Source organism: Hymenobacter qilianensis (assembly GCF_014489555.1).
Lineage (GTDB): Bacteria > Bacteroidota > Bacteroidia > Cytophagales > Hymenobacteraceae > Hymenobacter > Hymenobacter qilianensis.
Map to the genome: position 1 here is coordinate 3,421,608 of NZ_CP060784.1, position 24,626 is coordinate 3,446,233.

A 24,626-nucleotide genomic window follows, 5' to 3' on the forward strand; every position below is an offset into this window, starting at 1 on the left:
CCCCCCAGCACATAAAACAAGCACTGGGGGTCTAACTCAATTTTAGAATTCCAGAATAAAGCCGATGGTTGGCGTCAGGTTGGGGCTGTCATCCTGTAGTAGGATGGGGAAAGCGTTGGTGCCGTCAGGACGAACAGGTTGGCCGTCGGTGGTCAGGAAGTCTGTGTTGTCGGGAGTGCGCTGGAAGCTGTATGTTGGCAAGCCGGGCGTTTTGAGCAAAAAAGCGTTCTGCAAATCCAAAAACAGGTCGATGCTGGTGCGGCGCCAGTTGAATTTCTTATCGAGGCGGAAGTCGAACTGCTGGAAGCTGTCCAGGCGTAAAGTGTTGAGGCGGGAATAGTCGAGCACGCCTCTGCCCACGGCGAAGTAAGTAGCCTGGGAGGCTTCCAGATCAAAGGGCGTGTAGGGCGAGCCGCCCGCAAAACGGTATTTAAAGCCCATCTCCCAGCCCTTATTAAACTTGCGCCCTAGCAGGCCAGAGGCCAGAAAGCGCGTATCCCAGGCCGAGGGCTTATACTGCCCATCGATGCCCGAAAACTCTGAGCGGAAGGCAGTAAACGAAGCCACGGCGAATATTTTGCGGGTTAGCTTCTGCTGAAAAAACAGCTCGGCTCCGTAGGCGCGGCCTTTGCCCGTGCTTTGAATAGCTTCGTTGCCGAGGGCCGCAAAATCGCCCCCCAGGTTGGCCAGCGAGATACCATCGCGGACGGATACGGGATAGTGGCTGTATTTTTTATAAAAGCCTTCCAGGGTAAAACGCGAGGCGGCGGTGGGCAAAAACTCCAGGCCGGCCACGTAATGATCGGAGCGTATGTAGCGGGCATTCTGGTTGACCAAGGTGCCGGCCTCATCCCGAAAGCCCAGAATAGTGGAGGGCGGAATCTTGTAGTAGCGACCCACGGAGGCGTTGAGATTCCAGCGCTGCGCCAGCGCATAAGAGGCCGATACCCGCGGCGAGAGCGTGCGCAGCAGGTTGGCGCCGCCCGTCGTAAAGGAGTTTCCGTCGGCGCGCAGGCCCGCCGACAAGGTCAGCCGATCATCAGGGAGCAGGGTGCGGGTGAGCTGCCCAAACGCGCCAAAGCGGGCAAAGTCGATGGCCGTCTGGAAGCGCACATCTACCTGCGGCGACACCAGCTGGCCTTGCGCATCGCGCACTTCGCGCCGCACCCGGCTGAAAAAGCGACTGTCGTACTGCACGTATTGCCCCACGGCCCCGAACGCGTACTGCCACCGGCCTACGGCCTTGTTTACATCGAGGCGCAGCTTGTTTTCGGTTTCGCCGGAGCGCGTGAGCAGCACCCGCCGCGACTCTTCGGTGGTGGTGCGGTCTTCAAACTGGTCGAGTTTATTGTCGAGCTGGGTGCGGCTCAGAGCTACGTTCAGAAAGCCGTCGGGCAGGAGGTGGCGCAGCGAAAGGCCCACCGTGTAGTTCCACTGGTCTATGGTGGGCGTGGAGCGCAGGGTGTACTCCTTATCAGGACTGGATTTGCGCGGCACGGCCAGCTCGAAGTGGTCGATGGCGCCGAGACCGAGCGTAGTAAGCGTGGTTTTGGGGGAAAGCTTGGTTGTTACTTTATACTGAAAATCCCAGTAGTTGGGCCGGATAGGCAGGTCAATGGCTTTAAACAGCAGCTGCAAGTAGGAGCGCCGGGCCGAAGCCAGAAAGGTGGTGTTTTTGGCCAGCGGGCCTTCCAGGGTGCCGGCTACTTCGGTGCCACTCAGCCGCACATTGCCCTGCACGCGGTCGGGGTTGCCGTCGCGCTGCCGGAATTGCAGCACCGACGACAGGGCATTGTCGTAGCGAGCCTCAAATGCTGACGAACTGAGCGTTACGTCCTCAATAAACGACACGTTCAGAATACCGGTGGGCCCCCCGCCGGAGCCCTGGGTCTGGAAGTGGTTGATAACGGGCACCTCAATGCCGTCGAGGTAATATACGTTTTCGTTGGGCGCACCGCCCCGAATGATAATGTCGTTGCGAAAGCCGGAGGTGCCGCCCGTGCCGCCTCCGCCCACACCGGGCAGGGTCTGAATCACTTTGGAGATGTCAAAATTGCCCCCCGGATTGCTTTTTATCTCCTCCGTATTAATGCGCTGCACCGAGAGGGGCGTTTCGGCCGTGGCCACCCGGATGGCGCGGCTGCCCACTACTTCTACTTCCGCTAGCTGCTGGGTGTTGCTGGTCAGTTCCAGATTGATGATGGAGGCGTTGCCGGAGGTGATTACTACGTTGGCCCTCAGCAGCATATCGTAGCCAAGGAGGGAAGCGCGCACGTTGTAGCTACCAACGGGAATATCGGTGAGGCGGTAGCGGCCTTCCGCATCTGAGGCGACCCCCAGCGTGGTGCCTTCCAGCAATACGGTCACGCCGGGCAATGTTTCCTGGGTTTTGCGGTCGCGCACGGTACCCGTCAGTACTCCCGTCGATTGGGCTAGGGCAGAATAGGTAGCCAGCAGCAACAGCAGGAGAGAGTAAAATCTGAGCATTACCAGCTAGTGATGAGGTATTGGGTGGATGATCCTACCAACCCCCAGCTAGCCGGGATGTTTACTACGTGGCTACTGCTGCGCTTACACTCACTCTGTTTTGATGTTTTACTTACGTAATTGCCTTGTCCTGAGTGTCTTCCACGGGCGGCAGAACTTTGCGGGTGCCTATAATATAGCGCAGGCCTTTATCGTAGCTGAAATAGCTGTAAGCCCAGTTGAGCAGCACGATCAGGCGGTTGCGGAAGCTGACCAGCGAGACAACGTGCACGAAGCCCCAGGCCAGCCAGGCAATAAAGCCCCCCAGCCGCAAATCGCGGCCGAAAAGCTTAATGTCGGCCACGGCGTGGTTGCGGCCGATGGTGGCCATGCTGCCCTTGTCGTCGTAGCGAAAGGGCTGCATGGGTTCGTTCTTGAGTTGGCGCTCCAGGTTCTGGCCCAGCAAGCGCCCTTGCTGCAAAGCCGGCTGCGCTACCATCGGGTGACCTTCGGGATACAGCTCGCTGCGCATGGCGGCAATGTCGCCGAGGGCAAAAATGTTATCGTAGCCCGCTACCTGATTAAACTCATTGACGGCGTACCGATTGCCGGGCAGCAGACAGTCCTCGCGCAGCCCTTTTATCGGGCTCCCCGTCACGCCCGCCGCCCAAATAAGCGTGCGGGTAATCAGCTTCTCGCCGGTATTCAGCGTCACGGTATAGCCGTCGTAGGATTTTACGCGCCGGTCGAGCCACACCTGTACGCCAAAATGCTTCAGGTATTCCAGCGACTTCTGCGACGCTTCTGCCGACATGCCTTTTAATAAGGCCGGGCCGCTTTGCACCAAGTGAATATCCATTTCCTTGAAATTCAGCTCCCGATAGTCGCGCGGAAATACGTGGGCGCGCAGCTCGCTTAGGGCGCCGGCAATTTCAACGCCCGTAGGCCCGCCGCCCACAATCACGAAGTCCAGCAGGCTGTTGATTTTTTCCATGTCGCCGAGCTGTAGGGCCTGCTCGAAGTTGGAAAGCACGGTGTTGCGCAGCTCGATGGCATCGGCCACGCTTTTCAGTGTGATGGCGTGCCGCTGCATCTGCTCATCGCCGAAGAAGTTGGCCGTGGCCCCGGTGGCAAGCACCAAGAAGTCGTAGCGAATGCGGCCGATAGACGTTTCGAGCAGATGTTGTTCAGTATCAACGCAAATAGCCTCGGCCAGGCGGAAGTAAAAGTTGTCTTGCCCATCCAGAATCTTGCGAAACGGCGACACAATTGAGTCGGCCGCCAAGCTGGCGGTGGCCACCTGGTAGAGCAGGGGCTGAAAGGCATGGTAGTTCTGCTTGTCAATAAGCACCACTTGCATTGGGGCGTTGCGAAGCGCCCGCGCCAGCTCCAGGCCGGCAAAACCGCCCCCACAATTACCACCCGGGGCTGATTGATGTCCTCTATTTTGGCAAGGGTTTCCATATTGTAAAAGGGGGACTGAAGTAAGGCGTTAGCTGAGCTTGTCGGCGCTTAGGTTCAAGTATAGCTGGCTGAAATACGCGAAACGGGCGAAGATGGGGGTGTGGTTGCTCAGTCATTGGGAAATGTTACGCTTTAAAAAAGCCCCCCAGTCTCATTTGCTTGCCTTTAGCTGTGCCCGTTCAGCTTCTTCGGCGCCTATGCTGGCAGAGTTGCTTTTGTGCCGCAAACTCTTTACTTGCAGTAGATTAAACCCACCCTGCCATGGAAGTCGACGTTCTGAAGTACCCCGCGGTGCGCAACTATATCGCCGGACAATTTGTAGCGGACGCCAGCGCCCGCACCCTCGAAGTTTTCAGCCCCATCAGCGGCGCGGTAATCTCGACGGTACCCCTGAGCAGGATGGATGCCCTGAACCAAGCGGTGGAAGCGGCGCGGGGGCTTTTCCGGCCTGGTCGGCGATGCCAATCAAGGAGCGGGTCCAGATTTTCTACCGCTATAAAACTTTGCTGGAAAAGCACTTGACGGAGCTGACGGCCCTGGTGCGCGAGGAAAACGGCAAGACGACGGACGAGGCGCGGGCCGAAGTCGAAAAAGCCATCGAGCTGACGGAATTCGCCTGCTCCTTGCCCCAACTAGTAGCCGGCGAGATGATGGAAGTAAGCGCGGGCGTGGAGTGCCGCGTGGACCGCAAGCCCCTGGGTGTGGTGGCCTCCATCGCGCCGTTCAACTTCCCGAATATGGTTCCGCACTGGACGGTGCCGAACGCTATTGCCTTGGGTAACTGCATGATTCTGAAGCCCTCGGAGCAAGTGCCCATCAGCGCCGGCCGCATCGCCGAGTTGCTAAAGGAAGCCGGTTTGCCCGATGGCGTGCTCAACATCGTGCACGGCGACAAGGAGATTGTGGAGGCCATCTGCGACCATCCCGATATTAAAGCGGTGTCGTTTGTGGGCTCCACCAAGATTGCCAAAGTGGTGTATCAACGCGCTACTTCTAATCTGAAACGCTGCGTGGCCCTGGGCGGGGCCAAAAACCATCTGCTTGTGCTGCCCGATGCCCACGTGGACATGACTGCTTCCAATGTGGCGGCTTCAATGTCGGGTTGCGCCGGGCAGCGCTGCATGGCTGGCTCCGCGATGGTAGCTGTGGGTGCCGTGGAGCCCATTATTTCCCGCTTGGTGGAAGAAGCCCGCAAGATTGTACCGGGTAAGAACCTAGGCTCGGTAATCAGCCGCCAAGCCAAGGAGCGAATTGAGCGCTACATCACTGAGGCGGAGCAAGCTGGCGCCCATATCCTGCTGGATGGCCGCAACGCCGTAGTCGCCGGCAATGAAGATGGCTACTATGTAGGTCCCACAGTTATTGACCATGTAACGCCCGATATGGCCATTGCGCGGGAGGAAGTATTCGGCCCGGTGCTGGCCATCATTCGGGCCCACGATTTGGATGAAGCCCTTGCCATTGAAAACGCGTCTAACTATGGTAATGCCGCGTCGGTGTTTACGCAAAGTGGGGGGCTAGCCCGCTATGTGATGGAAAACGCCTCGGCCGGCATGATCGGGGTCAACATCGGGGTACCCGTGCCGCGGGAGCCGTTCTCCTTCGGGGGCTGGAATGAGTCGAAGTTCGGCGCCTGCGACATTACCGGCAAAAGCTCCATCGAGTTCTGGACCCAGCTTAAGAAGGTGACCACCAAGTGGAACCCTGAGTCGCGCACGAACTGGATGAGTTAGAAACCTAATCGATAAAGGCCGTCATGCAGAGCGGCAGCGAAGCATCTCGCATGCTGATGTTGCCAAAGTAACCGTCATGCTTGATCTGGCGTCCGCTGGTCGAAGCATCTCTGCCGCTTCGTTGAGTTTACTATTACAGTAAAGTTCCATCGGCAAGCGGACGCCAGATCAAGCATGACCAAAAACAAATAAACCTACCCCACCATGGAAACCCTCACCCACGATAAGCAGCAGATCCTACAAGATAACCTTGACTACACGCTTTTCTCTTGGTCGAAGCAGGCGGGGCTGAACCCGATAAATGCTGAGCGGGCCGAGGGGTATATGTGTACGACCGTGATGGGAAGCGCTACATTGATTTTTCCTCCCAGCTGATGAACGTGAACATCGGCCACGGCAATCAGAAAGTGACGGAGGCGGTGGCCGCGCAGATGCAGGAGCTGAGCTACGTGTATCCGGGCATGATTACCAAAACCCGCGGCGACTTAGGGCGGAGGCTGGCCGAAATAACGCCCCCCAACCTGACCAAGGCCTTTTTCACCTTAGGCGGAGCGGAGTCTATTGAGAATGCCATTAAGCTGGCACGCATATACACCGGCCGCCACAAAATCGTAACCCTTTATTTGTCTTTTCACGGTGCTTCGTACGGCGCCATCAGTGCCGGCGGCGATCCGCGCAAGCTGGCCGTGGACAGCCAGGCTATGCCGGGCGTGGTGCACGTGGAAAACCCTTATTTCTACCGCTGCCCCTGGTACAGCACCACGCCCGAAGAGTGCGCCGAGCGGGCAGCGGCCCACATGGAACGGGTTATTCAATATGAGGGGCCGGGCAACGTAGCCGCCATTCTGATGGAAGGCGAATCGGGGACATCAGGCTGCATAAAATATCCCCCAACGTATTGGCAGCGGGTGCGCAGCATCTGCGACAAGTACGGCATCCTGCTCATTGCCGACGAGGTAATGAGCGGATTTGGCCGCACCGGCAAATGGTTCGGTTCTGACCACCACGGAGTGAAAGTGGATATGATGGCCATGGCCAAAGGCATCACGGCCGGGTACCTGCCCCTAGGGGCCGTGATGGTGGACGAAAAGATTGCCGCTTCCTTCAATGACAAGCCCTTGCCTCTTGGCCTGACTTATTCGGCTCATCCCGTGTCGTGCGCGGCGGCCGTCGCGGTGCTCGACATTTACGAGGAGGAAAACATGGTGGAGAACGCGGCCAAAATGGGGCGCTACCTGGACGCCCGCATCTGTGATTTGATGGGAGAGCACCCCAGCATCGGCGACTGGCGCAACACGGGCCTGCTGGGCTGCCTGGAGCTGGTAAAGAATCGCACCACGAAGGAGCCCATGGCGCCCTGGAACGCCGCGCCCGACCAGATGGAAGTTATGAATCAGGTGGCGGCCAAGATTCGGGAGCTGGGTATGTACACCTTCGTGCGCTGGAATTATATTTTTATCGCGCCGCCGCTAAATATTACTAAAGAGGAAGTGGAAGAAGGATTAGACATTATTTCCCAGGCTATCCGGATTGCCGACCAGCATACCCACGGCTAATAGCGCGTCTGGGGGCTTTTTTCCTTGCTTTAGAGCCAGTTAAATAGTGCTGTTGAACTCCGGCTGTGGCTGGAGGTTAGGATTTGGTTTGGCTAAAACTTGGGTAAGGGAAAATTTAACCACATATAGCTATTTGAATTTGTAAAGAAAAAATGATAAATTTTTAGTCCCTATCCTCTACACTTTTCCTCTCTGAATGGCGTCTCTGCTCATTAAAAACGGCCGTGTCGTGACGGCTGATTCCGACAGTGTTTGTGATGTGCTTATCGAGGGCGAAACCATCGTCGCTATCGGCCGCAACCTGCCCGATACCGCGGATCAGGTAATCGACGCGGGGGCAAATTGGTGCTGCCCGGCGGCATCGATCCGCACGTCCACCTCGATATGCCCTTCATGGGCACCTTCAGCAGCGACACCCACGAGACGGGCACCCGCGCCGCCCTGCACGGCGGCACCACCACGGTCATCGACTTTGTGCTTCAGAAACAGGGGCACTCCCTGCGCGAAGCCCTTACGGAGTGGCAGGGGCGGGCCACCGGCAACGCCGTCGGTGACTACTCTTTTCACATGGCCGTGACGGATTTTAATGAGCAGACCAAGGCCGAAATTGCGGAAATGGTGGGTGAGGGCATCACGTCTTTCAAGGTGTTCCTGGCCTATAAAGGCGCGCTCATGATCGATGATGCGCAGTTGGTGGGCCTTATGCAGGAAGTAAAAAAGCACGGCGCCCTAGTAACGGTGCACGCCACCAACGGCGACATGATTGACACGCTTATAGCTCAGCACCGCGCCCAAGGCAAGATGTCGCCGCTGTACCACTATTTGTCCCAACCAGAAGTAACTGAGGCGGAAGCCTCCGGCCGCTTCACTGACATTGCCAATTACACAGGCGTCAATGCCTACATCGTGCACCTGACCTGCGAGGGCGCCCTGAACCAGGTGCGCGAAGCAACCCGCCGCAACCAGCGCGTTTTTGTCGAAACCTGCATTCAGTATCTGCTGCTCGATGCCTCCCTCTACGGTGAGGATTTCGAGGGGGCAAAAGTGGTGATGTCGCCGCCGCTGCGCCAGAAAAAGGACCAGGAAACGCTGTGGGCGGGCATTAATCAAGGCCTAGTGCAAGTAGTGGGCACCGACCACTGTCCTTTTCTGTGGGAGCAAAAGCAAATGGGCCAGCATGACTTTTCCAAAATCCCGAATGGGCACCCCGCCATTGAGCACCGCATGGAACTGCTGTTCTCGGAAGGCGTGAGCAAGGGTCGCATCAGCTTGCAGCGGTACGTAGCCGTGACGGCCACCAACGCGGCCAAAATTTTCGGCATGTTTCCCCGCAAAGGCACGATCAGCATCGGCGCCGACGCCGATTTAATCATCATCGACCCCGAGCGCCAGCACACCATCTCCGCCGCCACCCACCACATGAACGTCGATTACTCGGCCTACGAAGGCTGGGAGCTGACAGGCAAGATTGAAACCGTGGTCTTGCGCGGACAGGTGGCCATCCTCGATGGCCAACCTCAGGTGGAGAAAGGCTACGGGCAGTTCATCAAACGCGGGCCAACGATTTTCTAACTAACTTATACTAAGATGATAAAAGCTAAAGCGGGGGGCTTTTTCCAAGACCGTCATGCAGAGGCGGAGCCGAAGCATCTCGCTCGCGCCATTAGATTACTAACCTTGAGTCAGCACGCGAGATGCTTCGTCGCTGCTTCATGCGCAGAATGCTCTGCATGACAAACGCGAGTTGTTCTACCGCTTTGGCTAACTACCCTTAGCTCCTCCTTCGCTTTTAGCTTCGATACTCTTCCAACTCTCCAACCCTGAATCCCTCAGCTCATGCCACGAATGATTAAATCCGGTCTTATCCAGATGAGTTTGCCCATGACCGAGGGCGAAGGTTCCATTGCGGAAATCAAGGAAGCGATGGTGCAAAAGCATATTCCCTTCATAGAAGAAGCGGGTAAGCAGGGCGTGCAAATCCTGTGTTTGCAGGAGATTTTTAACACGCCTTACTTCTGTCCCGGCCAGGATAATGCCTGGTATGCGTCGGCGGAAGCGGTGCCGGGCCCCACGACGGAACGCATGGCGGAGTACGCCAAGAAGTACAACATGGTCATCATCGTGCCGGTGTATGAAAAGGAGGCCGCGGGCTTTTTGTATAACACGGCCGCCGTCATTGATGCCGATGGCACTTACCTGGGCAAGTACCGCAAGAACCATATCCCGCACACCTCGGGCTTCTGGGAGAAGTATTTTTTCAAGCCCGGCAACCTCGGCTACCCCGTTTTTCAAACCAAATACGCCAAGATCGGCGTCTACATCTGCTATGACCGGCACTTCCCTGATGGCGCCCGTGTGCTGGGGTTGAGCGGAGCCGAAATCGTATATAATCCTTCAGCTACGGTGGCGGGCCTCTCGCAGTATCTGTGGAAACTGGAGCAGCCGGCGCACGCCGCTGCCAATGGCTACTTTATGGGCTGCATCAACCGCGTAGGGGAGGAAAAGCCCTGGAATCTGGGCAAGTTCTATGGCTCGTCTTACTTCGTGGACCCCAGGGGGCAAATTTTCGCCCAAGCCTCCGAGGATAAAGATGAGTTGTTGGTAGCAGAGTTTGACCTCGACATGATTGAGGAGGTGCGCGCCACCTGGCAGTTCTTCCGCGACCGTCGCCCCGAAACCTACGAGAAGCTGGTGGAGCTGTAGGCTGCTGAGCGCCTTTATTTGGCTATCATATCTTTTTCCCTGTCATCTTTCGTCTGTCATCCTGAGCTTGCGAAGGACCTTATCACGCCAGAACGCCTAGTGTAACAACGACTCGTTCTCATCCCATAAGGTCCTTCCTTCGTCAGGATGACAGACGGAGGGAAGGATGGCCAATGGGTGACAGTAGTAAGATGATGAACAAACGAATAAGACCTTTCTAACTGATTGCCAGCCCAATGGCCGAGTATTTGCCCCCCACTTCCGAACAGGAGTTTCACGCGAACTTCGCCCAGCTTAAGCCCCGGATGAATAATACGGAGGCGCTGTACGAAAGCTCGCGCTGCCTGTTTTGCTTCGATGCGCCCTGCATAAAAGCCTGCCCCACGGGTATTGATATTCCGCAGTTTATCCGGCAGATCAATACGGGGAACGTGACTGGAGCCGCCCGTACTATTTACGAGGCCAACTACTTCGGCAACGCCTGCGGTAAGGTGTGCCCCACAGAGGTGCTATGCGAAGGGGCCTGCGTGTACAACTTGCAGGATGTGAAGCCGATAGAGATTGGCCGCCTGCAAAGTTTTGCTACGCGCCAAGTAGTTGAGAGCCACAAGTACCTTTTTGAACCGGGGCAGCCGAACGGCCGCAAGGTGGTCATTATCGGGGCGGGTCCGGCCGGCATTTCCTGCGCTTGTGAACTGCGGGCCCTGGGCTATGAGGTGGACATATTTGAAGCCAAAAGCCAACCCTCGGGCCTCACGGTGCACGGCGTAGCGCCCTACAAAATCACCAACGAGGAAGTGCTGGCCGAGATGGACTATCTCCAGGCTCAGTTTGGCTACCGGGTTCAATATAATTCGCCCATCTGCTCGCGGCCCGATTTGTTGGCGCTCGAAGAAGCTTACGATGCCATCTTTTTGGGCATTGGCCTGGGCAAAACCAACGCCTTGCTGCTGCCGGGTGAGGAGCGCGAAAACTGCGTGGGGGCCGTGGAGTTTATCGAGCAGCTTCGGCGTGAGCACCACCAGATACTGGTGGGCCGCAAGGTGATTGTGCTGGGCGGCGGCAACACCGCTATGGACGCGGCCTCCGAATCGGCGCGCCTGGGTGCGGAAGACGTGATTCTGGCTTACCGGCGCGGCAAAGATGATATGGGCGCCTACGAGTTTGAGTACGATTTGGCCAAGAGTGTGGGCGTAAAGGGCCTGTTCAATGTGGCCCCAGTCGAGATTGTGGGCAATGGCCGGGTAGCGGGCGTCCGGTTTATTCGCACGGCCACCGTGGATGGGCAAGTGCAGGCCCTGCCCGGCAGCGAGTTCGTGGAGCCCTGCGACATGGTGATCAAAGCCACCGGCCAAGCCAAACAAACGTCTTTTCTGAGCTTAATTCCTGGGTTGCAGCTCGATGGCAAAGGCCGGATTGTAGCTGATGCACACACGTATCAAACCACGAACCCCCAATACTTTACCTCCGGTGATGCCCTGAATGGCGGTGCGGAAGTAGTAAATGCTGCCGCTGAAGCCAAGGTGGCGGCTCGCGGCATTCACCACTACCTGTCGGCTAGGTAAAAAGCCCCCAACGTGTAGGCGGCGCTAGTGAAGCACTATAACTAAGTACCCAACGAGTGAGCGCTCAATGGCGCTCTTACAATTGACTCTTCCATGCCGGACCTCTCCATAAATTTCGCCGGAATTAAGTCGCCAAATCCTTTCTGGCTGGCCTCGGCGCCGCCTACCAACTCAGGCTACCAGGTAATGAAGGCCTTTGATGCCGGCTGGGGTGGGGCGGTCTGGAAAACGCTGGGCGTGCCGGTCGTGAACGTATCGAGCCGCTACGGCGGGGTTAATTACCGCGACAAGCGCTTGGTCGGGTTCAACAACATTGAGCTGATTTCGGACCGGCCACTGATCGATAACCTGCGGGAGATTGAGGAAGTGAAAAAGCATTTTCCCCACCACGCCGTCATTGCCTCTCTCATGGTGCAGAGCCGGGAAGAATGGCACCAGATTATGCGCGACGTGACCAGCGCCGGCGCCGACGGGGTGGAGCTTAACTTTGGCTGCCCCCACGGTATGTGCGAGCGGGGCATGGGCTCGGCGGTAGGGCAGGAGCCGGACGTGCTGCGCACCATCGTGGAATGGGTGATGGAAGTAGCTCAGATTCCGGTCATTGTGAAGCTCACGCCCAACATTACCGATATCACGGAGCCCGCCCGGGCCGCCCGCTTAGGCGGGGCCGACGCCATTTCCCTGATCAATACCATTCAGAGCATCGTGGGGGTTGATCTTGACCAGTTTGCGCCGTACCCCATTGTGGATGGCAAGGGCACGAACGGCGGCTACTGCGGCCCGGCCGTGAAGCCCATTGCCCTGAACATGGTGAAAAACTGCGCCCAGGATCCGTACGTGCAGCTGCCCATCTCCGGCATCGGCGGGATTGAGAACTGGCGCGATGCCGTGGAGCATATATTGCTGGGAGCCAGCTCAGTGCAGGTGTGCACGGCCGCCATGCACTTCGGCTTCGGCATCATCCGCGAGATGACGGCAGGGCTGGAGCAGTACATGACGGAGAAGGGCTTCCACACCATTTATGACATGGTCGGGAAGGCGCTGCCCAACGTGAAGCACTGGGAAGACCTCAACCTGAAGTACAAGGTTACGGCTAACATTCACGAAGATAAGTGCATCGGCTGCCAGCTCTGCTACACGGCTTGTGAAGACGGGGCCCACCAAGCCATTGGCCTGCGTGAAGGCACCCGCGTACCCGAAATCATTGAGGAAAACTGCGTAGGCTGCAATCTGTGCTCGTTGGTGTGCCCCGTTGAAAACTGCATCACCATGGAGCGCACCGACGATGGCACCGAACACCTGACCTGGAAGGAGCGCACCCTGGCCGGCACCATCCCGACCGACTTCAACGACGAGCGGGCCGGCGGCCTGCATCATTGGGTGCCCGAACCCACCGCCGCCCTTGGAAAAGAAAAGCACAAAACCCTGCCTGGCAAGGCCCGCCAACTGGGAACGCCAGCTTCAGTAGTGAATGATCTGGTAAGGAAAGAGTGACCTTACTTGCTGCTGGAGAAAGCGCGGTGTATATATAAGTAATTCAGTTATTTATACGAGTAAATTGTTTTCAAATGGAAACGACCCAGCAGCTACCAAAAAGCCCCCAGCGCCCGGCCTGACCAGTGAAGACCTGGCCCCCGTTGCCCTGGGGGAGCGCACCTGGAATACCTGGAATTACGCCGCGCTCTGGATCAGCATGAGCCTGTGCATTCCGACGTACATGCTGGCTAGCTCCCTTATTGAGGGCGGCATGAACTGGTGGCAGGCTATCCTGACTATCTTTCTGGGTAACAGCATTGTGCTGGCCCCGATGATTCTGAACGGGCGGGCCGGCGCTACCTATGGCATTCCGTTTCCAGTGTTTGCGCGGGTGAGTTTTGGGGTGCGGGGGGCAAATATTCCGGCTATGCTGCGCGCCATTATTGCCTGCGGGTGGTTTGGCATCCAAACCTGGATAGGAGGATACGCGCTGTATCAAATGGCCAAGCTGTGGGTGCCGGCGCTGGCTACGCTGCAGGCCGTTTTCCCCGCTTCGTGGTCTTTGGAGACGGGGCCGGCGCTGCTGTTTCTGCTGTTTTGGCTGCTGAATATGGTCGTGGTGCACCGCGGGGTAGACAGCATCCGCAAGCTGCTCGTGTTCAAGGCGTTCTTCCTGCCTTTCGCGGCGCTGGCTCTGCTGTTCTGGGCCATACAGGCGGGCAATGGACTGGGGCCGATATTGGCACAGCCTTCTAAATTCAGCTCGTCGGCGGAGTTTTGGGCTTTCTTTTTTCCGTCGCTGACGGGCATGGTGGGATTTTGGGCCACGCTGTCGCTTAATATCCCGGACTTTACGCGCTACGCCAAAAGCCAGCGGGCCCAGGTGGTGGGCCAGGCGCTGGGCCTGCCGCTGCCCATGACGCTTTTCGCTTTCATTGGGGTGGTGGTTACCTCGGCCACCTTTATTATTTACGGCCAAACCATCTGGGACCCGGTGGTGCTGGCGGGCCGGTTTGAGAGCAAGCTGCTGGTGAGCATCGCGATGGTGGCGGTGGCGCTTTCCACGCTGGCTACCAACATTGCGGCCAACATTGTGAGTCCGGCCAACGACTTTGCCAACCTGTCGCCGGCCCGGATCAGCTTCAAAACGGGCGGCTACATCACCGGCATCATCGGCATCCTGATCTTTCCCTGGAAGCTGATTGCCGATCCTTCGGGCTACATTTTCACCTGGCTGGTGGGCTACTCGGCGCTGCTGGGGCCTATTGGCGGTATCATGATTGCCGATTATTATTTTATCCGCAAGCAGCTGCTGCACCTGCCCGACCTCTATCAGTACGATGGGCGCTATGCTTACCAGAGTGGTTTCAACGTGAAAGCCCTGCTGGCGCTTCTGGGGGGCATTTTGCCGAACATTCCCGGCTTTCTTACCATCATTGGCCTGCTGCCCAAGGGCGCGGTGTGGCCCTGGCTGGTGGCCGTGTACGACTACGCGTGGTTTGTGGGATTCTTTATTTCGGCCGGCTCCTACCTGCTGCTCATGAGCGGGCAGAAGCAGCCGGTAGTGCAGGCGCCAACCCAACCGCAAGGCGAGTTTCAGGTAAGCTCCATCTAAAAGCGCGTGGCGGGTGGCTTTGCCCCAAAAACGGAATTTGTAAGACCCTCTGCTGGAGGTTGCTGACTGCGTCGTCTACCTTTGCGGCTCGGGTTGCGGTATCAAGATGGTGCCGGGCTCGTATAACCGGCTAGATTCGCAGCTATGGACGTCTTGAAGCGCAATAATGTAAGGATAAGTGGGGCCGGTTCGCAGGCCATGGTTTTTGTGCACGGCTTTGGCTGCAACCAGCGCATGTGGCGGCTGGTAGCTCCGGCTTTCGAGGCGCACTACCAGGTGATACTGCTTGATTTGGTAGGCGCCGGGCAGTCAGATCTGACGGCTTACGACCCCGCTCGCTACAGCAGCTTAGCCGCTCACGCGGAGGATATCCGAGAAGTACTGCGGACGCTGAATCTGTCGGATGTCGTGTTTGTGGGCCACTCCGTGAGTGCCATGATCGGGGTGCTGGCCGCCATTCAGGAGCCGGCATTGTTTTCCCGACTGGTGCTGGTGGCGCCCTCGCCGCGCTACCTCAACGATGCCGGCTATACCGGCGGCTTTGAGGCCACGGACATTGAGGAGCTGCTGGAAACCATGGACAACAACTACCTGGGCTGGTCGGCGGCCATCACGCCCATGATTATGGGCCATGCCGACCGGCCTGTGCTGACGGAGGAGCTTAACAACAGCTTTTGCAACACCGACCCGACCATTGCCCGGCACTTTGCCCGGGTCACTTTCCTGTCCGATAATCGCGCTGATCTGTCCTTGGTGCGCACCCCAACGCTGATTTTGCAGTGTGCCTACGATGCGCTGGCCCCGTTGGCCGTGGGGGGCTTTTTGCACCAGCATATACCCCACAGCCAGCTCGTGGTGCTGGATACCTCGGGCCATTGTCCGCATTTGAGTGCCCCAGAAGCTACTATCAAAGCTATCAAGGCGTATCTAGAACCGGTAACTAGCGTATCCAGCCTATGAGTGAGGCTGACGAAAAGCCATTGCCCGAACTTGATCTGCGGCTGACGGAAGAAAATCCGGATGACCTCTACGAGCACGCGCCCTGCGGCTACTGTTCCTGCCTGCCCGATGGCACGCTGGTAAAGGTAAATCAGACGATGCTGGAGTGGCTGGGATACGCGCGTGAGGAGCTGGTGGCCCGTTTGTGCCTGCAGCAGCTATTTACGGTGGGTGGGCGCCTGCACTACGAAATGCACTGTGCGCCCCTGCTCATTTTGCAGGGTCAGGTACGGGAAATAAGCTACTCGCTGCGCCGCAAGGACGGTTCCGTTCTGCCCGTGCTGATGAATGCGGTGCTGCGCCGCGATACCGAAGGCAACCCGCTGCTCATTCGCGTTACGCTGTTCGATATCACCGACCGGCGCAAGTTTGAGCAGGAGCTGGTGCGGGCAAAAGAGGAGGCCGAAAAGCAGCAGGAGCTGCTGCAGCGCCAGAATGAGCAGCTCACCCGCATCAATGCCGACCTGGACGGCTTCGTGTACACTGCCTCCCACGACCTCAAGCAGCCCATCCATAATATGGCCGGACTGCTGGCCGAGTTCAAGGCCATTGCCACCTTCCATGACCCCGAAGCCGACAAGATGATCGGCATGTTTGATCAGGCTTTGCAGCAAATTCTGAAAACTATTGAAGGCCTGACGGAGGTAGTGCAGCGGCCCCGGGAGCTGGAGCAGGCCGCTACCGAGGCGGTAGACTTGCTGCCCTTCACCGAGGAAATTGTACGCAGCTTGCAGCCCCGGGAGGTAAAGGAGGTATTTACGCTTGATTTTTCGGCCGTGCCCACCTTGCGCATTGCCCGTACCGCCCTGCAAAGTATTCTCTACAATCTCCTCAGCAACGCGCTCAAGTATGCCGACCCAAGCCGCCCGCCCCGTATTCGGGTAAGCACAAGGCTCGAAAACGAAGTGCCCGTATTAAGCGTGCAGGACAACGGGCGCGGAATTAACATTGAACGCCACAGGAGCCAGCTCTTTCAGCTTTTCCGGCGCTTTCACCCCGAGGTGGAGGGCGTAGGTATCGGGCTGTATCTGGTAAACCGACTGGTGGCGCAGGCTGGGGGGCAAATTGAGGTTGAAAGCGAGGTGGGGAAGGGCACTACGTTTCATCTGTATCTGCCGCAGTAGGTAGCGGGAGCGGCTTTTTAGCGCTACTTTAGGGTTGAGAGGCGGGCACCCCCAACGGGTCGCTTGTATCGTATACTCGTGCATTTCACGCCAACTTTCTTTTATGGCTTTTTCTACTCGTTGGCATCTGGTGCTGAGCGCTCTTCTCCTGCTAGGTTCCTTTGTGCCCGGCTTTGCCCAGCAGTTTACTCCGCAAGTGCAGGAGTTCATCAAAGTGCAGGAGCCGTCCGTGGCCCTGGTCGATGCCAAAATCATTGACGGAACGGGTCGGCCGGCGCTGCTGCACCAAACTGTATTGCTCAAGCAGGGCCGGATCGTGCAGGTGGGGCCGGTGAAAAAGGTGAAAGTGCCCGCCGACGCGAAGGTGATCAACTGCGCGGGCAAAACGCTGATTCCCGGCCTGGTGATGCTGCACGAGCACCTGTACTACACCATGCCGATGGGGGGCTTTTTCAACATCGCCCAGATGCCGTATTCCTTTCCGCGCCTGTACCTGGCCGGCGGTGCTACCACCATCCGCACGGCGGGCAGCATTGAGCCCCAAACCGATCTGGCCATCAAGCGCCTGATCGGGGAGGGCAAGCTCATCGGTCCCGACATGGACGTGACGGCGCCCTACATGGAAGAGCCGAGCCTGGATATTCCGGCCCTGAACACCATCAATGGGCCCGAGGATGCAGCCGCAAGCACGAAATTCTGGGCCGATAAAGGCTGCACTTCCTTTAAGATGTACATGCACGCCACCCGCGCCGACCTCAAGGCCGTGGTGGAGCAAGCCCACCAGCGCAAGCTCAAGGTAACGGGCCATCTGGCCTCCATCACATACCGGGAAGCCGCCGAAATCGGCATCGACAACCTTGAGCACGGCTTTATGGCCAGCTCTGACTTCATGCCCAACAAAGCCCCCGACGTGGCCGACTACCCAGCGTCCCGCCAGGCGCTGCTGCGGTTGCCGGTGAACAGTCCGGAGATGAAAAGTCTGATCAGTTTTTTGGTCAGTAAGCGTGTGGCTCTTACCTCCACCTTGCCTGTGTTTGAGCCATATACGGGCCGCGAAGTAGTGCTGGGCGGCGGGATGGAAGCCCTGATTCCGCAACTACAGGAGCGAGAGCAGGCCACCTGGCAGCAAAACCAGAATAAGGATACAGCCAGCCTGCGCCTGTTCAAGAAAGAAATGGTGTGGGAAAAGCAGTTCTACGACGCTGGGGGCTTTTAGTATCCGGCACCGATCCCACGGGCGCGGGCCGCACGATTGCGGGCTATTCCAACCGCCGCCAGCTGGAGCTGCTCGTGGAGGGCGGCTTTACGCCGGTTCAGGCCATCAAAATCAGCACCCTGAACGGCGCAATCTATCTGGGGCGCGAGAAAGAAATTGGCACCATTGAGGCAGGCAAACAAGCCGATCTGATCTTGATCAATGGCGACCCGGAAAAGGATATTCAGCAGGTGCGCCGCATGGAAATCGTGTTCAAGAAAGGCGTGGGCTTCGATTCAGCCAAGCTATTCGAGACGATGAAAGGCAAAGTAGGCCTGAACTAACAGGCTGGAAAAGCTATCTGGGGGGCAAATTTCGCCATCAACGCACCCAGCCGAAAACGCGGGCGGCGTAGCTACTCCTGGTATTGGTACTGATCGAGCAGCTCGTGCAGGTCGGGCAGGCGGCGCTCAAACTGCGCCAGCAGCGCCGGTGGTACGGGCACGGTGGTGCCGTAGCGCGTGAGCAGGTAGCGCACCAGCGCCCGCAGTGCCTGCACCTCTTCCTGCAACTGCATCCGCACCATCTTCCAGCGCGTTTCGCCATCCGGCTGGGTGCGGCACACCTGCCTTACAGCCACCGTATGACTCACCACGGCCGCCAGTTTTTCCAGCATGCGCTGCTCATCTTCACTGAAAACTCTGGGTTGCCGATCTATAATACACAGAGCACCAATGGGTTGGCGGTCGGGCATGCGCAGGGGAGCTGCTGCGTAAAACCGGAGCTGGTTGGTGCGGGCCGCCTGCGCCGCCTGCGACGTAATCAGCGGACTCTGTTCTTGTTCCACATCCTGATACACCACGGCTTTTTCGTTGAGAATAGCCGTAGAGCACAAAGCTTCCTTCCGGGGCTGCTTTTCATTGCCCGGCATGCCATGGTTGGCTTTATAAAATACCTGCTCTTCGTCTACGAGGGCAATCAGCGAAATGGGCAGGCTGAAAATGCGGGCCGTAAGGGCCACCAGCTCATCAAAAACCGTTTCGCGGAGTGCCGGCAGCAAGTCGTAGGAGCGCAGGGTGCTTAGCCGGGCGGCTTCGTCCTCGGGGAGTAGCCAAGAAGGAACTTCAGACATGAAACAGCCGGCGTTAGGTAAGCAGAGATAGAGGTGTAAGCGAAGGTAAGGCACCTTCGGCAAAGTGCAATTTTCTATTTTTCGCCTGTCACGACCACAGCTCCGTAATCAAGCGCCGCCTTCTTATCAGGATATTTCTGATCTACCAGCTCAAATACCTGCTGTTTAATCTTTTCGGTGGTGGCCTCATCCGCTTTGCTTAGGGCCGCCACTACTGGTGCCGCCACTTCGTTTATAAAACTCCAGTAGCGCTCGTTGTTGCCGCAGGCTAGCTTGCCGGTTATCTCCTTTTCCGACACGTTGTTAAATCCAGCCTGCCGAAACAGACCTGCCAGAAAGCCCGGGCTGCCGCACCGAAACATGCCCGGCGCACCATGCGCAGGAGCGGGCAGACTTATATTCTGCTGGATGGTGCCCATAATGGCCGTTACCCACACGTTTTTGTCGGGTACGCCCCACACGGCGGCGGCAATTTTGCCCCCGGCTTCAGTACGCGCCGCATTTCGGTAGCGGCCAGCAGCATATCCGGGAAAAACATAAATCCGAAGCGGCAGCTCACGGCATCGAAAGTAGCATCATCAAACGGCAGCTCACTGACATCGCACACCACTGTTTCAAAGTTGCTGATTCCCTTTTGGCGGGCCTTATCGCAGGCTACTTCCAGCATGCCTTCCGCCAGATCAGTGATAACCACTTTCCCGCGACTGGCCAGGCCGGCAATAGTTAGTCCGGGCTCCCCGGTGCCAGCCGCAATATCCAGCACCGTGTCGGTTGGCTGTATTTGCAGGGCCTGAATAATCTCATCGCCCATGGGCTTTAGCCAGTTCATGGTAAAGTCGTCCCACTTGCGCCAGCCCGGCGAAAACTTATTCCACGTTGCCTTTTGCTGCTCTCGGATCTGTTCCAGTTGCGTATCCATAGCGTTATCCTGTTAAGTGAAGTGGATATGTTGTTCGCGGGAAGGAAACAATGATGGTGGCGCGGGCTGGTATGGGTGGGTAGGGTGGAAGCTCTTGAAGATGAATGCGTAATAAGCGGTAGTGAGAAAGCGCCGTTTGCCTCACACCCGGCCTAATCTAATATAGCAGTTTTTACATTCTTATTTCAACGCTCCATTCTGAATCAACAAAGCCGTTTACAAGCAGCGCCAAAGCGGTATAGATATGCAACACCTTGCGTCTAGCCGCGCGCGTCGTACCCCTCCGTTTGCCATACTAGGGTTATATCTTTTTAAGGAAATACTTGGCAATGTGTTTGCTATCGCGCTCCTCAAATAATATAACTGCCTTGGTATATGAAAAACCAATACGATCCGAGTACCGGGGAGCTTATTGTAGAAGCCAAAAAAGACATAGCAGTGACTATGTGCCTGTTTTTGAGCTCCTGCCTGACAATAATGTGCTGGGTATAAGCAGCATGCTGCCTGGGGGGCAAAGTACAACAGGCTCCCTAGCATAAGGCAAGAGTAGTAGCGCCCTGGTGAAGCGGATGGTGGCGGTTACGCGGTTTGGTATTCTTCCATTACCTCCGCAAGCTCAATCTCTTCAAAAGGCGGTACCGGGGCAAAGCGAGACTCATGGAAGTTGGCCTCCGGAAAGCCCGGCGCTACGTCGGCATTATTGATCTCGAGCAGCGTAATACCGTAGCCCCGATGTGTATCGTACACGCCGCGCACGGTATAGATAGGGCCCCGCTTGGGCGTCTGAATATTAGGGTTTTGCACCAGCAGCAAGGTAAAGTCATCGTTGGTGCAGATAACCTGCTGGCCCGGATGGAATAATGGCGGCTTCATGCTGCAAATATAAGCTAGGCTGTTCTGTTAGGGCTAAAGTCTTGTTCCAGCGGAATTTAGTAGCTGGCTAGAAGCGATAAGACAATTTAGCGCGCTACTACACATCCATCCCCAACTACAAGAAATTCCTACTTGGAGGTTACTATGTATAAGACCGTCAACACCCGTTGGGTCGATTAGTCGGCAAGTAGACCTGGTCTGAGGTGAAAGCGAAATACCATTTCGGGTCATGTTGAGTTGGTTGAAGCATGGCGCTCATTTGAAAAAAGTCCACTTTGTAGTTTGACTACCAACCGCTGCCCCCCTCAGCTGGGCAAATAAGTAAGGAAGCGCAGAAAACTTTCGGCTGACTAGCGCTGTTGAATACATCAGCGCATGCGCATGCGTAAAAATATGGCAACTTGCCCCGGTAATGGATACCAATTCTCTCGTCAAACTAGCCAAAGCCCTCAGTGACCCGACTCGGCTGCGAATCCTGCAGGAAATCGCCAAGGGGACGAACAAGGGGTGCGCGGACTTATTTGAATTCGTACCTATCAGTCAGCCATCCATGTCGCAGCACCTTAAGATATTGGTCGAATCAGGCTTGGTCGATTCGCACAAAGAAGGCCGTAATAAGCACTTGGCCATCAACCCAGCCAAACGGCGAGAACTCGAGAGCTTCCTGCAACTGCTGTAGGAATAATAAGATGGTATCCCGCTAGCCCGCCGCATGCACTGGCGGGCTTTTTAGTCATTTTAAACATAAGTAATTGCTTAAGTGTTTATTAATGGTGTTGCCCTTCCGCGGCATGTTCTTTTCCCCGCACGAGCACCGGGGGCTGCCCTACCAGAAGGGTTTTCCAGCGCACCAAGCAGCCCCTGCGGCCTTAACAAACGGATATTTATACTTCTCTTTTTACTCCCATGAAAATCGGAATCATTGGCATCGGCTTCGTCGGTGCCCCCCTGGCCAAGTACCTGGTCGCCGCCGGCCACCAAGTAAAAGTGACCAACACGCGCCCACCCGAAGAACTGGCCCGCATGGCACAGGAGCTTAGCGCCACCCCCGCCACCCAGCAAGAGGTAGCGGAGGACGTTGACGTTTTGGTTTCTAGCCTCAACTTCAACGTGCTGGCCGCCTTGCCCCAGGAACTCAAAGACCTGTTCCGATCTTTGCCCGCCGACGTCATCGTGGCGGATACCGGCAACTACATCCCTTTCCGGGACGGCCGTATTGAGGCCCTGGAGCAGGGCCAGGTCGAGGGCATGTGGGTGGCCGAGCAGCTGGGCCGCCCCGTCACCAAGTTCCTCAATAACCTGCTGGCCGAGACGATTGCCCGCGGCGGCACGCCCCCCGGTACCCCCGGCCGCATTGCCCTGGCCCTGGCCGGCGACGACGCGCGGGCAAAACAGGTGCTGACCACCCTCGGCAACGACCTGGGCTTCGACGCGGTGGACGCTGGCAGCCTGGCCGACTCGTGGCGGCAGCAGCCCGGCACGCCGGCCTACTGCACCGAGCTCACCGCCCCGGAACTGACCAAGGCTCTGGCACTGGCCGACAAAGACGTGTCGGCCTTGGAGCGCGAGCGTGTCTTTACAGAGATCTACCAACTGCCGGAGACTGAACGCACGCACAAAGCCATCGTAGCTATCGAGCGCTCGGTACTGCATAACGCCCAGCAGCGCCCGGGTTCCTATGCCCGTCATCATGCGCGATGATCATGCCTCACTCCACTTTCAGCGGCCATCTAGACAGGATAGCCGCTGCATTACTACCAAAAACCATGTCCCTATCCGTCAACAGCACCCGTCGCGAGCAGAAGCCGCCGGTTGCCTATTCCATGCTGGAGCTGGCCATCGTGTCGCAAGGCACCACGCTGCAACAGACCCTGCATCACGCGCTGACCCTGGCCCAGGCTGCCGAAGAGCACGGCTATAAACGCTTCTGGCTGGCCGAGCACCACAACTCCGCTAATGTGGGCAGCAGCGCTACGTCGCTGCTCATCGGGTACGTGGCCGAAAACACGGCCACCATCCGGGTGGGCTCGGGGGGCATTATGCTGCCCAACCACTCGCCACTGATTGTCGCCGAGCAGTTCGGCACCCTGGCGCAGCTCTACCCCGGCCGCATCGACCTGGGGCTGGGCCGGGCGGCGGGCACCGATACGCAAACCGCGCAGGCCATCCGCTCGGATTTTATGCAGGCGGCCCAGTCGTTTCCCCGCGAAGTCGGCAAAATCCAGACGTATTTCTCGCCCGCCAACCGGCAGGCGGCCGTGCGGGCGCCCGTGGCCGAGGGCACCGACGTGCCCCTCTACATCTTGGGCTCCAGCACCGACAGCGCGCACCTAGCGGCCAAGCTGGGCCTGCCCTACGCCTTTGCCAGCCACTTTGCCTCCAATCACTTGCTCAACGCGCTGCGGATTTACCGTGCAGAGTTTACGCCGTCGGAGGCACTCCCGCAGCCCTACGTTATCGTGGCCCTCAATGCCTTCGTGGCCGATACCGACGCGGAGGCCCAGCAGTTGTTTACGAGCCTCATCCGCATGTTTGTGGGGATGCTGACCGGCGATACGAAAGCACCCGTCCAGCCGCCTACGCCCATGACCGATGAGCTGCAGGAAATGTGGCAGCACCCTTCGGTGCAGCAAATGCTGAAGTACTCCTTTGTGGGCAGCAAGCAAACTGTAAAGCACCAGCTACAGGCCTTCCTGGCCGAAACGGGCGCGGATGAACTCATCACCGCCTCGACCATGTACGCCCTGGATGACCGAATCAAATCGGCTCGACTATTTGCCGAAATTATGCGGGAGCTAAATCAAGAGAGCTAGAAAGTGTCCATAGGGGAGTCGCTTGGGGCCTAGATACGCGGCTGAACGACGCGCAAGGGGCGAGGGTGCTACCGCGTTGCTGCCGGGTAAGAATAACGGTCCTAGAAGATCTTTTATGTAAGCTTGTCAAGAAAATCGGCTGTCTCCAATATATAAAAGTATGGTATCCATTCTCAAATTCTCCAGAGCCTGAACCCTTCTTCAACAACCTAATCCAAAAACAAAAAAAGCCGGCGGTAACAAACCGCCGGCTTTTTTCTGTAATAGACTGTCAATTATAACTTAATGATTTATAGGCGCTTCAATCAGTAAAAAGCGCGTATCCGTAGCGCACTCCAAGCTAACGTGGTCCGTTTCCCAGATGCCCATGCTGTCCCGAGCCTGAAGGGTCTGGCCAGCCAGCGTGATGCTGCCGCTGATGACAAACAGAAACAGGGCTTTATTCAGCGGATTGAAACGGTAATCCACCGTTTGGGGCTCCTCGTAGTAGCCCAGGGAGAGTTTGGCGTTCTGGTTTATCCAGCAATGCGCCTGTCCTTCCTCGTTGCTGACAATCGTAGTCAGCTGGTTTTTCCGCTTGGCCTCCGGAAACTGCCGACGCTGGTAGCGGGGGGCAATATTCTGTAGCTTCGGCTCTATCCAGATTTGCAGGAAGTTTACCTCGTCATCGCCCACGTTGTGCTCCTCGTGGCGCATACCGGTGCCAGCACTCATGATCTGCACCCAGTCCTGATGCACTACTTCGGTGTAGCCCAGGGTGTCTTTGTGGTTCATGCTCCCGGCCAGCATCACGGAGATGATCTCCATATTAGTGTGCGGATGAATGCCGAAGCCGTTGCCGGGCTGCACGAAGTCGTCGTTGAACACGCGCAACAGGCCAAAGCCATTGCGCTCGGGGTTGGCGTAGCTGCTAAAGCTAAACGTGAAGTTGCTTTTCAGCCAGCCAATGTCTTTGCGGCCCCGCTCGTCGGACCTGGTGATGCTGGTTTTCAT

At 57.3% G+C, this 24,626-nt stretch carries 22 protein-coding genes; 15 read left to right on the forward strand and 7 right to left on the reverse strand.

All coding sequences use genetic code 11. From position 1 onward, the window contains the following. Positions 1-42: 42 nt before the first annotated feature. Both H9L05_RS15490 and H9L05_RS15495 read right to left on the reverse strand, forming a co-directional pair. The gene (locus H9L05_RS15490) at positions 43-2,487 is read right to left on the reverse strand and encodes a TonB-dependent receptor (RefSeq protein WP_187731704.1); all 2,445 of its coding nucleotides are present in this window, start codon (positions 2,485-2,487) and stop codon (positions 43-45) included. 112 nt (positions 2,488-2,599) lie between these two features. Then, positions 2,600-3,826: an NAD(P)/FAD-dependent oxidoreductase gene (locus H9L05_RS15495; protein WP_394368440.1), complete on the reverse strand. Its 1,227-nt coding sequence runs from the start codon at positions 3,824-3,826 to the stop codon at positions 2,600-2,602. Positions 3,827-4,388: 562 nt separating this feature from the next. On the opposite strand from H9L05_RS15495, the gene mmsA reads away from it, so the two are divergent. The 12 genes from mmsA (at position 4,389) to H9L05_RS15550 (ending at position 18,240) form a co-directional block, all read left to right on the forward strand. After that, positions 4,389-5,663, forward strand: a complete 1,275-nt coding sequence (mmsA, locus tag H9L05_RS15500) for a CoA-acylating methylmalonate-semialdehyde dehydrogenase (protein WP_262892550.1) — start codon at positions 4,389-4,391, stop codon at positions 5,661-5,663. 204 nt (positions 5,664-5,867) lie between these two features. Further along, on the forward strand, positions 5,868-6,038 hold the full coding sequence (locus tag H9L05_RS23970; RefSeq protein WP_223285005.1) for a hypothetical protein: 171 nt from the start codon (positions 5,868-5,870) through the stop codon (positions 6,036-6,038). Continuing rightward, complete coding sequence (locus H9L05_RS15505; protein ID WP_223284488.1) at positions 5,990-7,219, forward strand: aminotransferase class III-fold pyridoxal phosphate-dependent enzyme; 1,230 nt, start codon at positions 5,990-5,992, stop codon at positions 7,217-7,219. Before H9L05_RS23970 ends, H9L05_RS15505 begins: the two co-directional genes overlap by 49 nt. Positions 7,220-7,564: 345 nt before the next feature. Continuing rightward, positions 7,565-8,791, forward strand: a complete 1,227-nt coding sequence (gene hydA, locus H9L05_RS15510; protein WP_223284963.1) for a dihydropyrimidinase — start codon at positions 7,565-7,567, stop codon at positions 8,789-8,791. 273 nt (positions 8,792-9,064) lie between these two features. Continuing rightward, positions 9,065-9,922 (forward strand): nitrilase-related carbon-nitrogen hydrolase, encoded by an 858-nt coding sequence (locus H9L05_RS15515; RefSeq protein WP_223284489.1) that lies wholly within the window; start codon positions 9,065-9,067, stop codon positions 9,920-9,922. 236 nt (positions 9,923-10,158) lie between these two features. After that, positions 10,159-11,487 (forward strand): FAD-dependent oxidoreductase, encoded by a 1,329-nt coding sequence (locus H9L05_RS15520; protein ID WP_187731706.1) that lies wholly within the window; start codon positions 10,159-10,161, stop codon positions 11,485-11,487. A 93-nt stretch (positions 11,488-11,580) separates the two neighbouring features. After that, positions 11,581-12,981 carry an NAD-dependent dihydropyrimidine dehydrogenase subunit PreA gene (gene preA, locus H9L05_RS15525; protein WP_187731707.1) on the forward strand — a complete coding sequence of 467 codons (1,401 nt, stop codon included), beginning with the start codon at positions 11,581-11,583 and terminating at the stop codon, positions 12,979-12,981. Positions 12,982-13,045: 64 nt separating this feature from the next. Next, positions 13,046-14,578, forward strand: coding sequence for an NCS1 family nucleobase:cation symporter-1 (locus H9L05_RS15530; RefSeq protein WP_223284490.1), 1,533 nt, complete (start codon positions 13,046-13,048; stop codon positions 14,576-14,578). Between the two features lie 144 nt (positions 14,579-14,722). Beyond that, positions 14,723-15,538: an alpha/beta fold hydrolase gene (locus H9L05_RS15535; RefSeq protein WP_187731708.1), complete on the forward strand. Its 816-nt coding sequence runs from the start codon at positions 14,723-14,725 to the stop codon at positions 15,536-15,538. Then, positions 15,535-16,701 (forward strand): PAS domain-containing sensor histidine kinase, encoded by a 1,167-nt coding sequence (locus H9L05_RS15540; RefSeq protein ID WP_187731709.1) that lies wholly within the window; start codon positions 15,535-15,537, stop codon positions 16,699-16,701. The genes H9L05_RS15535 and H9L05_RS15540 overlap by 4 nt, the downstream gene beginning before the upstream one ends. Positions 16,702-16,804: 103 nt before the next feature. Next, the gene (locus H9L05_RS15545) at positions 16,805-17,917 is read left to right on the forward strand and encodes an amidohydrolase family protein (protein ID WP_187731710.1); all 1,113 of its coding nucleotides are present in this window, start codon (positions 16,805-16,807) and stop codon (positions 17,915-17,917) included. After that, positions 17,881-18,240, forward strand: a complete 360-nt coding sequence (locus tag H9L05_RS15550) for an amidohydrolase family protein (RefSeq protein WP_187731711.1) — start codon at positions 17,881-17,883, stop codon at positions 18,238-18,240. Before H9L05_RS15545 ends, H9L05_RS15550 begins: the two co-directional genes overlap by 37 nt. Positions 18,241-18,311: 71 nt before the next feature. Here H9L05_RS15550 and H9L05_RS15555 read toward each other — a convergent pair whose 3' ends face one another. From H9L05_RS15555 to H9L05_RS15565, 4 genes are all read right to left on the reverse strand, one after another. Beyond that, positions 18,312-19,028: a GAF domain-containing protein gene (locus H9L05_RS15555; RefSeq protein WP_187731712.1), complete on the reverse strand. Its 717-nt coding sequence runs from the start codon at positions 19,026-19,028 to the stop codon at positions 18,312-18,314. Positions 19,029-19,102: 74 nt separating this feature from the next. Beyond that, entirely contained in the window at positions 19,103-19,489 is a 387-nt protein-coding gene (locus H9L05_RS23975; protein ID WP_223284491.1) for a hypothetical protein, read from the reverse strand. Then, positions 19,456-19,947, reverse strand: a complete 492-nt coding sequence (locus H9L05_RS23980; RefSeq protein WP_223284492.1) for a class I SAM-dependent methyltransferase — start codon at positions 19,945-19,947, stop codon at positions 19,456-19,458. Before H9L05_RS23980 ends, H9L05_RS23975 begins: the two co-directional genes overlap by 34 nt. Positions 19,948-20,526: 579 nt before the next feature. Further along, the gene (locus H9L05_RS15565; protein ID WP_187731713.1) at positions 20,527-20,820 is read right to left on the reverse strand and encodes a hypothetical protein; all 294 of its coding nucleotides are present in this window, start codon (positions 20,818-20,820) and stop codon (positions 20,527-20,529) included. Between the two features lie 412 nt (positions 20,821-21,232). Here H9L05_RS15565 and H9L05_RS15570 point away from each other — a divergent pair, with 412 nt between their 5' ends. The 3 genes from H9L05_RS15570 (at position 21,233) to H9L05_RS15580 (ending at position 23,633) form a co-directional block, all read left to right on the forward strand. After that, complete coding sequence (locus H9L05_RS15570) at positions 21,233-21,499, forward strand: ArsR/SmtB family transcription factor (protein ID WP_187731714.1); 267 nt, start codon at positions 21,233-21,235, stop codon at positions 21,497-21,499. A gap of 227 nt (positions 21,500-21,726) precedes the next feature. Further along, on the forward strand, positions 21,727-22,521 hold the full coding sequence (locus tag H9L05_RS15575; RefSeq protein ID WP_187731715.1) for an NADPH-dependent F420 reductase: 795 nt from the start codon (positions 21,727-21,729) through the stop codon (positions 22,519-22,521). A 65-nt stretch (positions 22,522-22,586) separates the two neighbouring features. After that, positions 22,587-23,633: an LLM class flavin-dependent oxidoreductase gene (locus H9L05_RS15580; protein WP_187731716.1), complete on the forward strand. Its 1,047-nt coding sequence runs from the start codon at positions 22,587-22,589 to the stop codon at positions 23,631-23,633. 282 nt (positions 23,634-23,915) lie between these two features. Here the strand turns inward: H9L05_RS15580 and H9L05_RS15585 are convergent, their stop codons facing one another. Then, a complete protein-coding gene (locus H9L05_RS15585) occupies positions 23,916-24,626 on the reverse strand; it encodes a pirin family protein (protein ID WP_187731717.1) in 711 nt (236 codons plus the stop codon).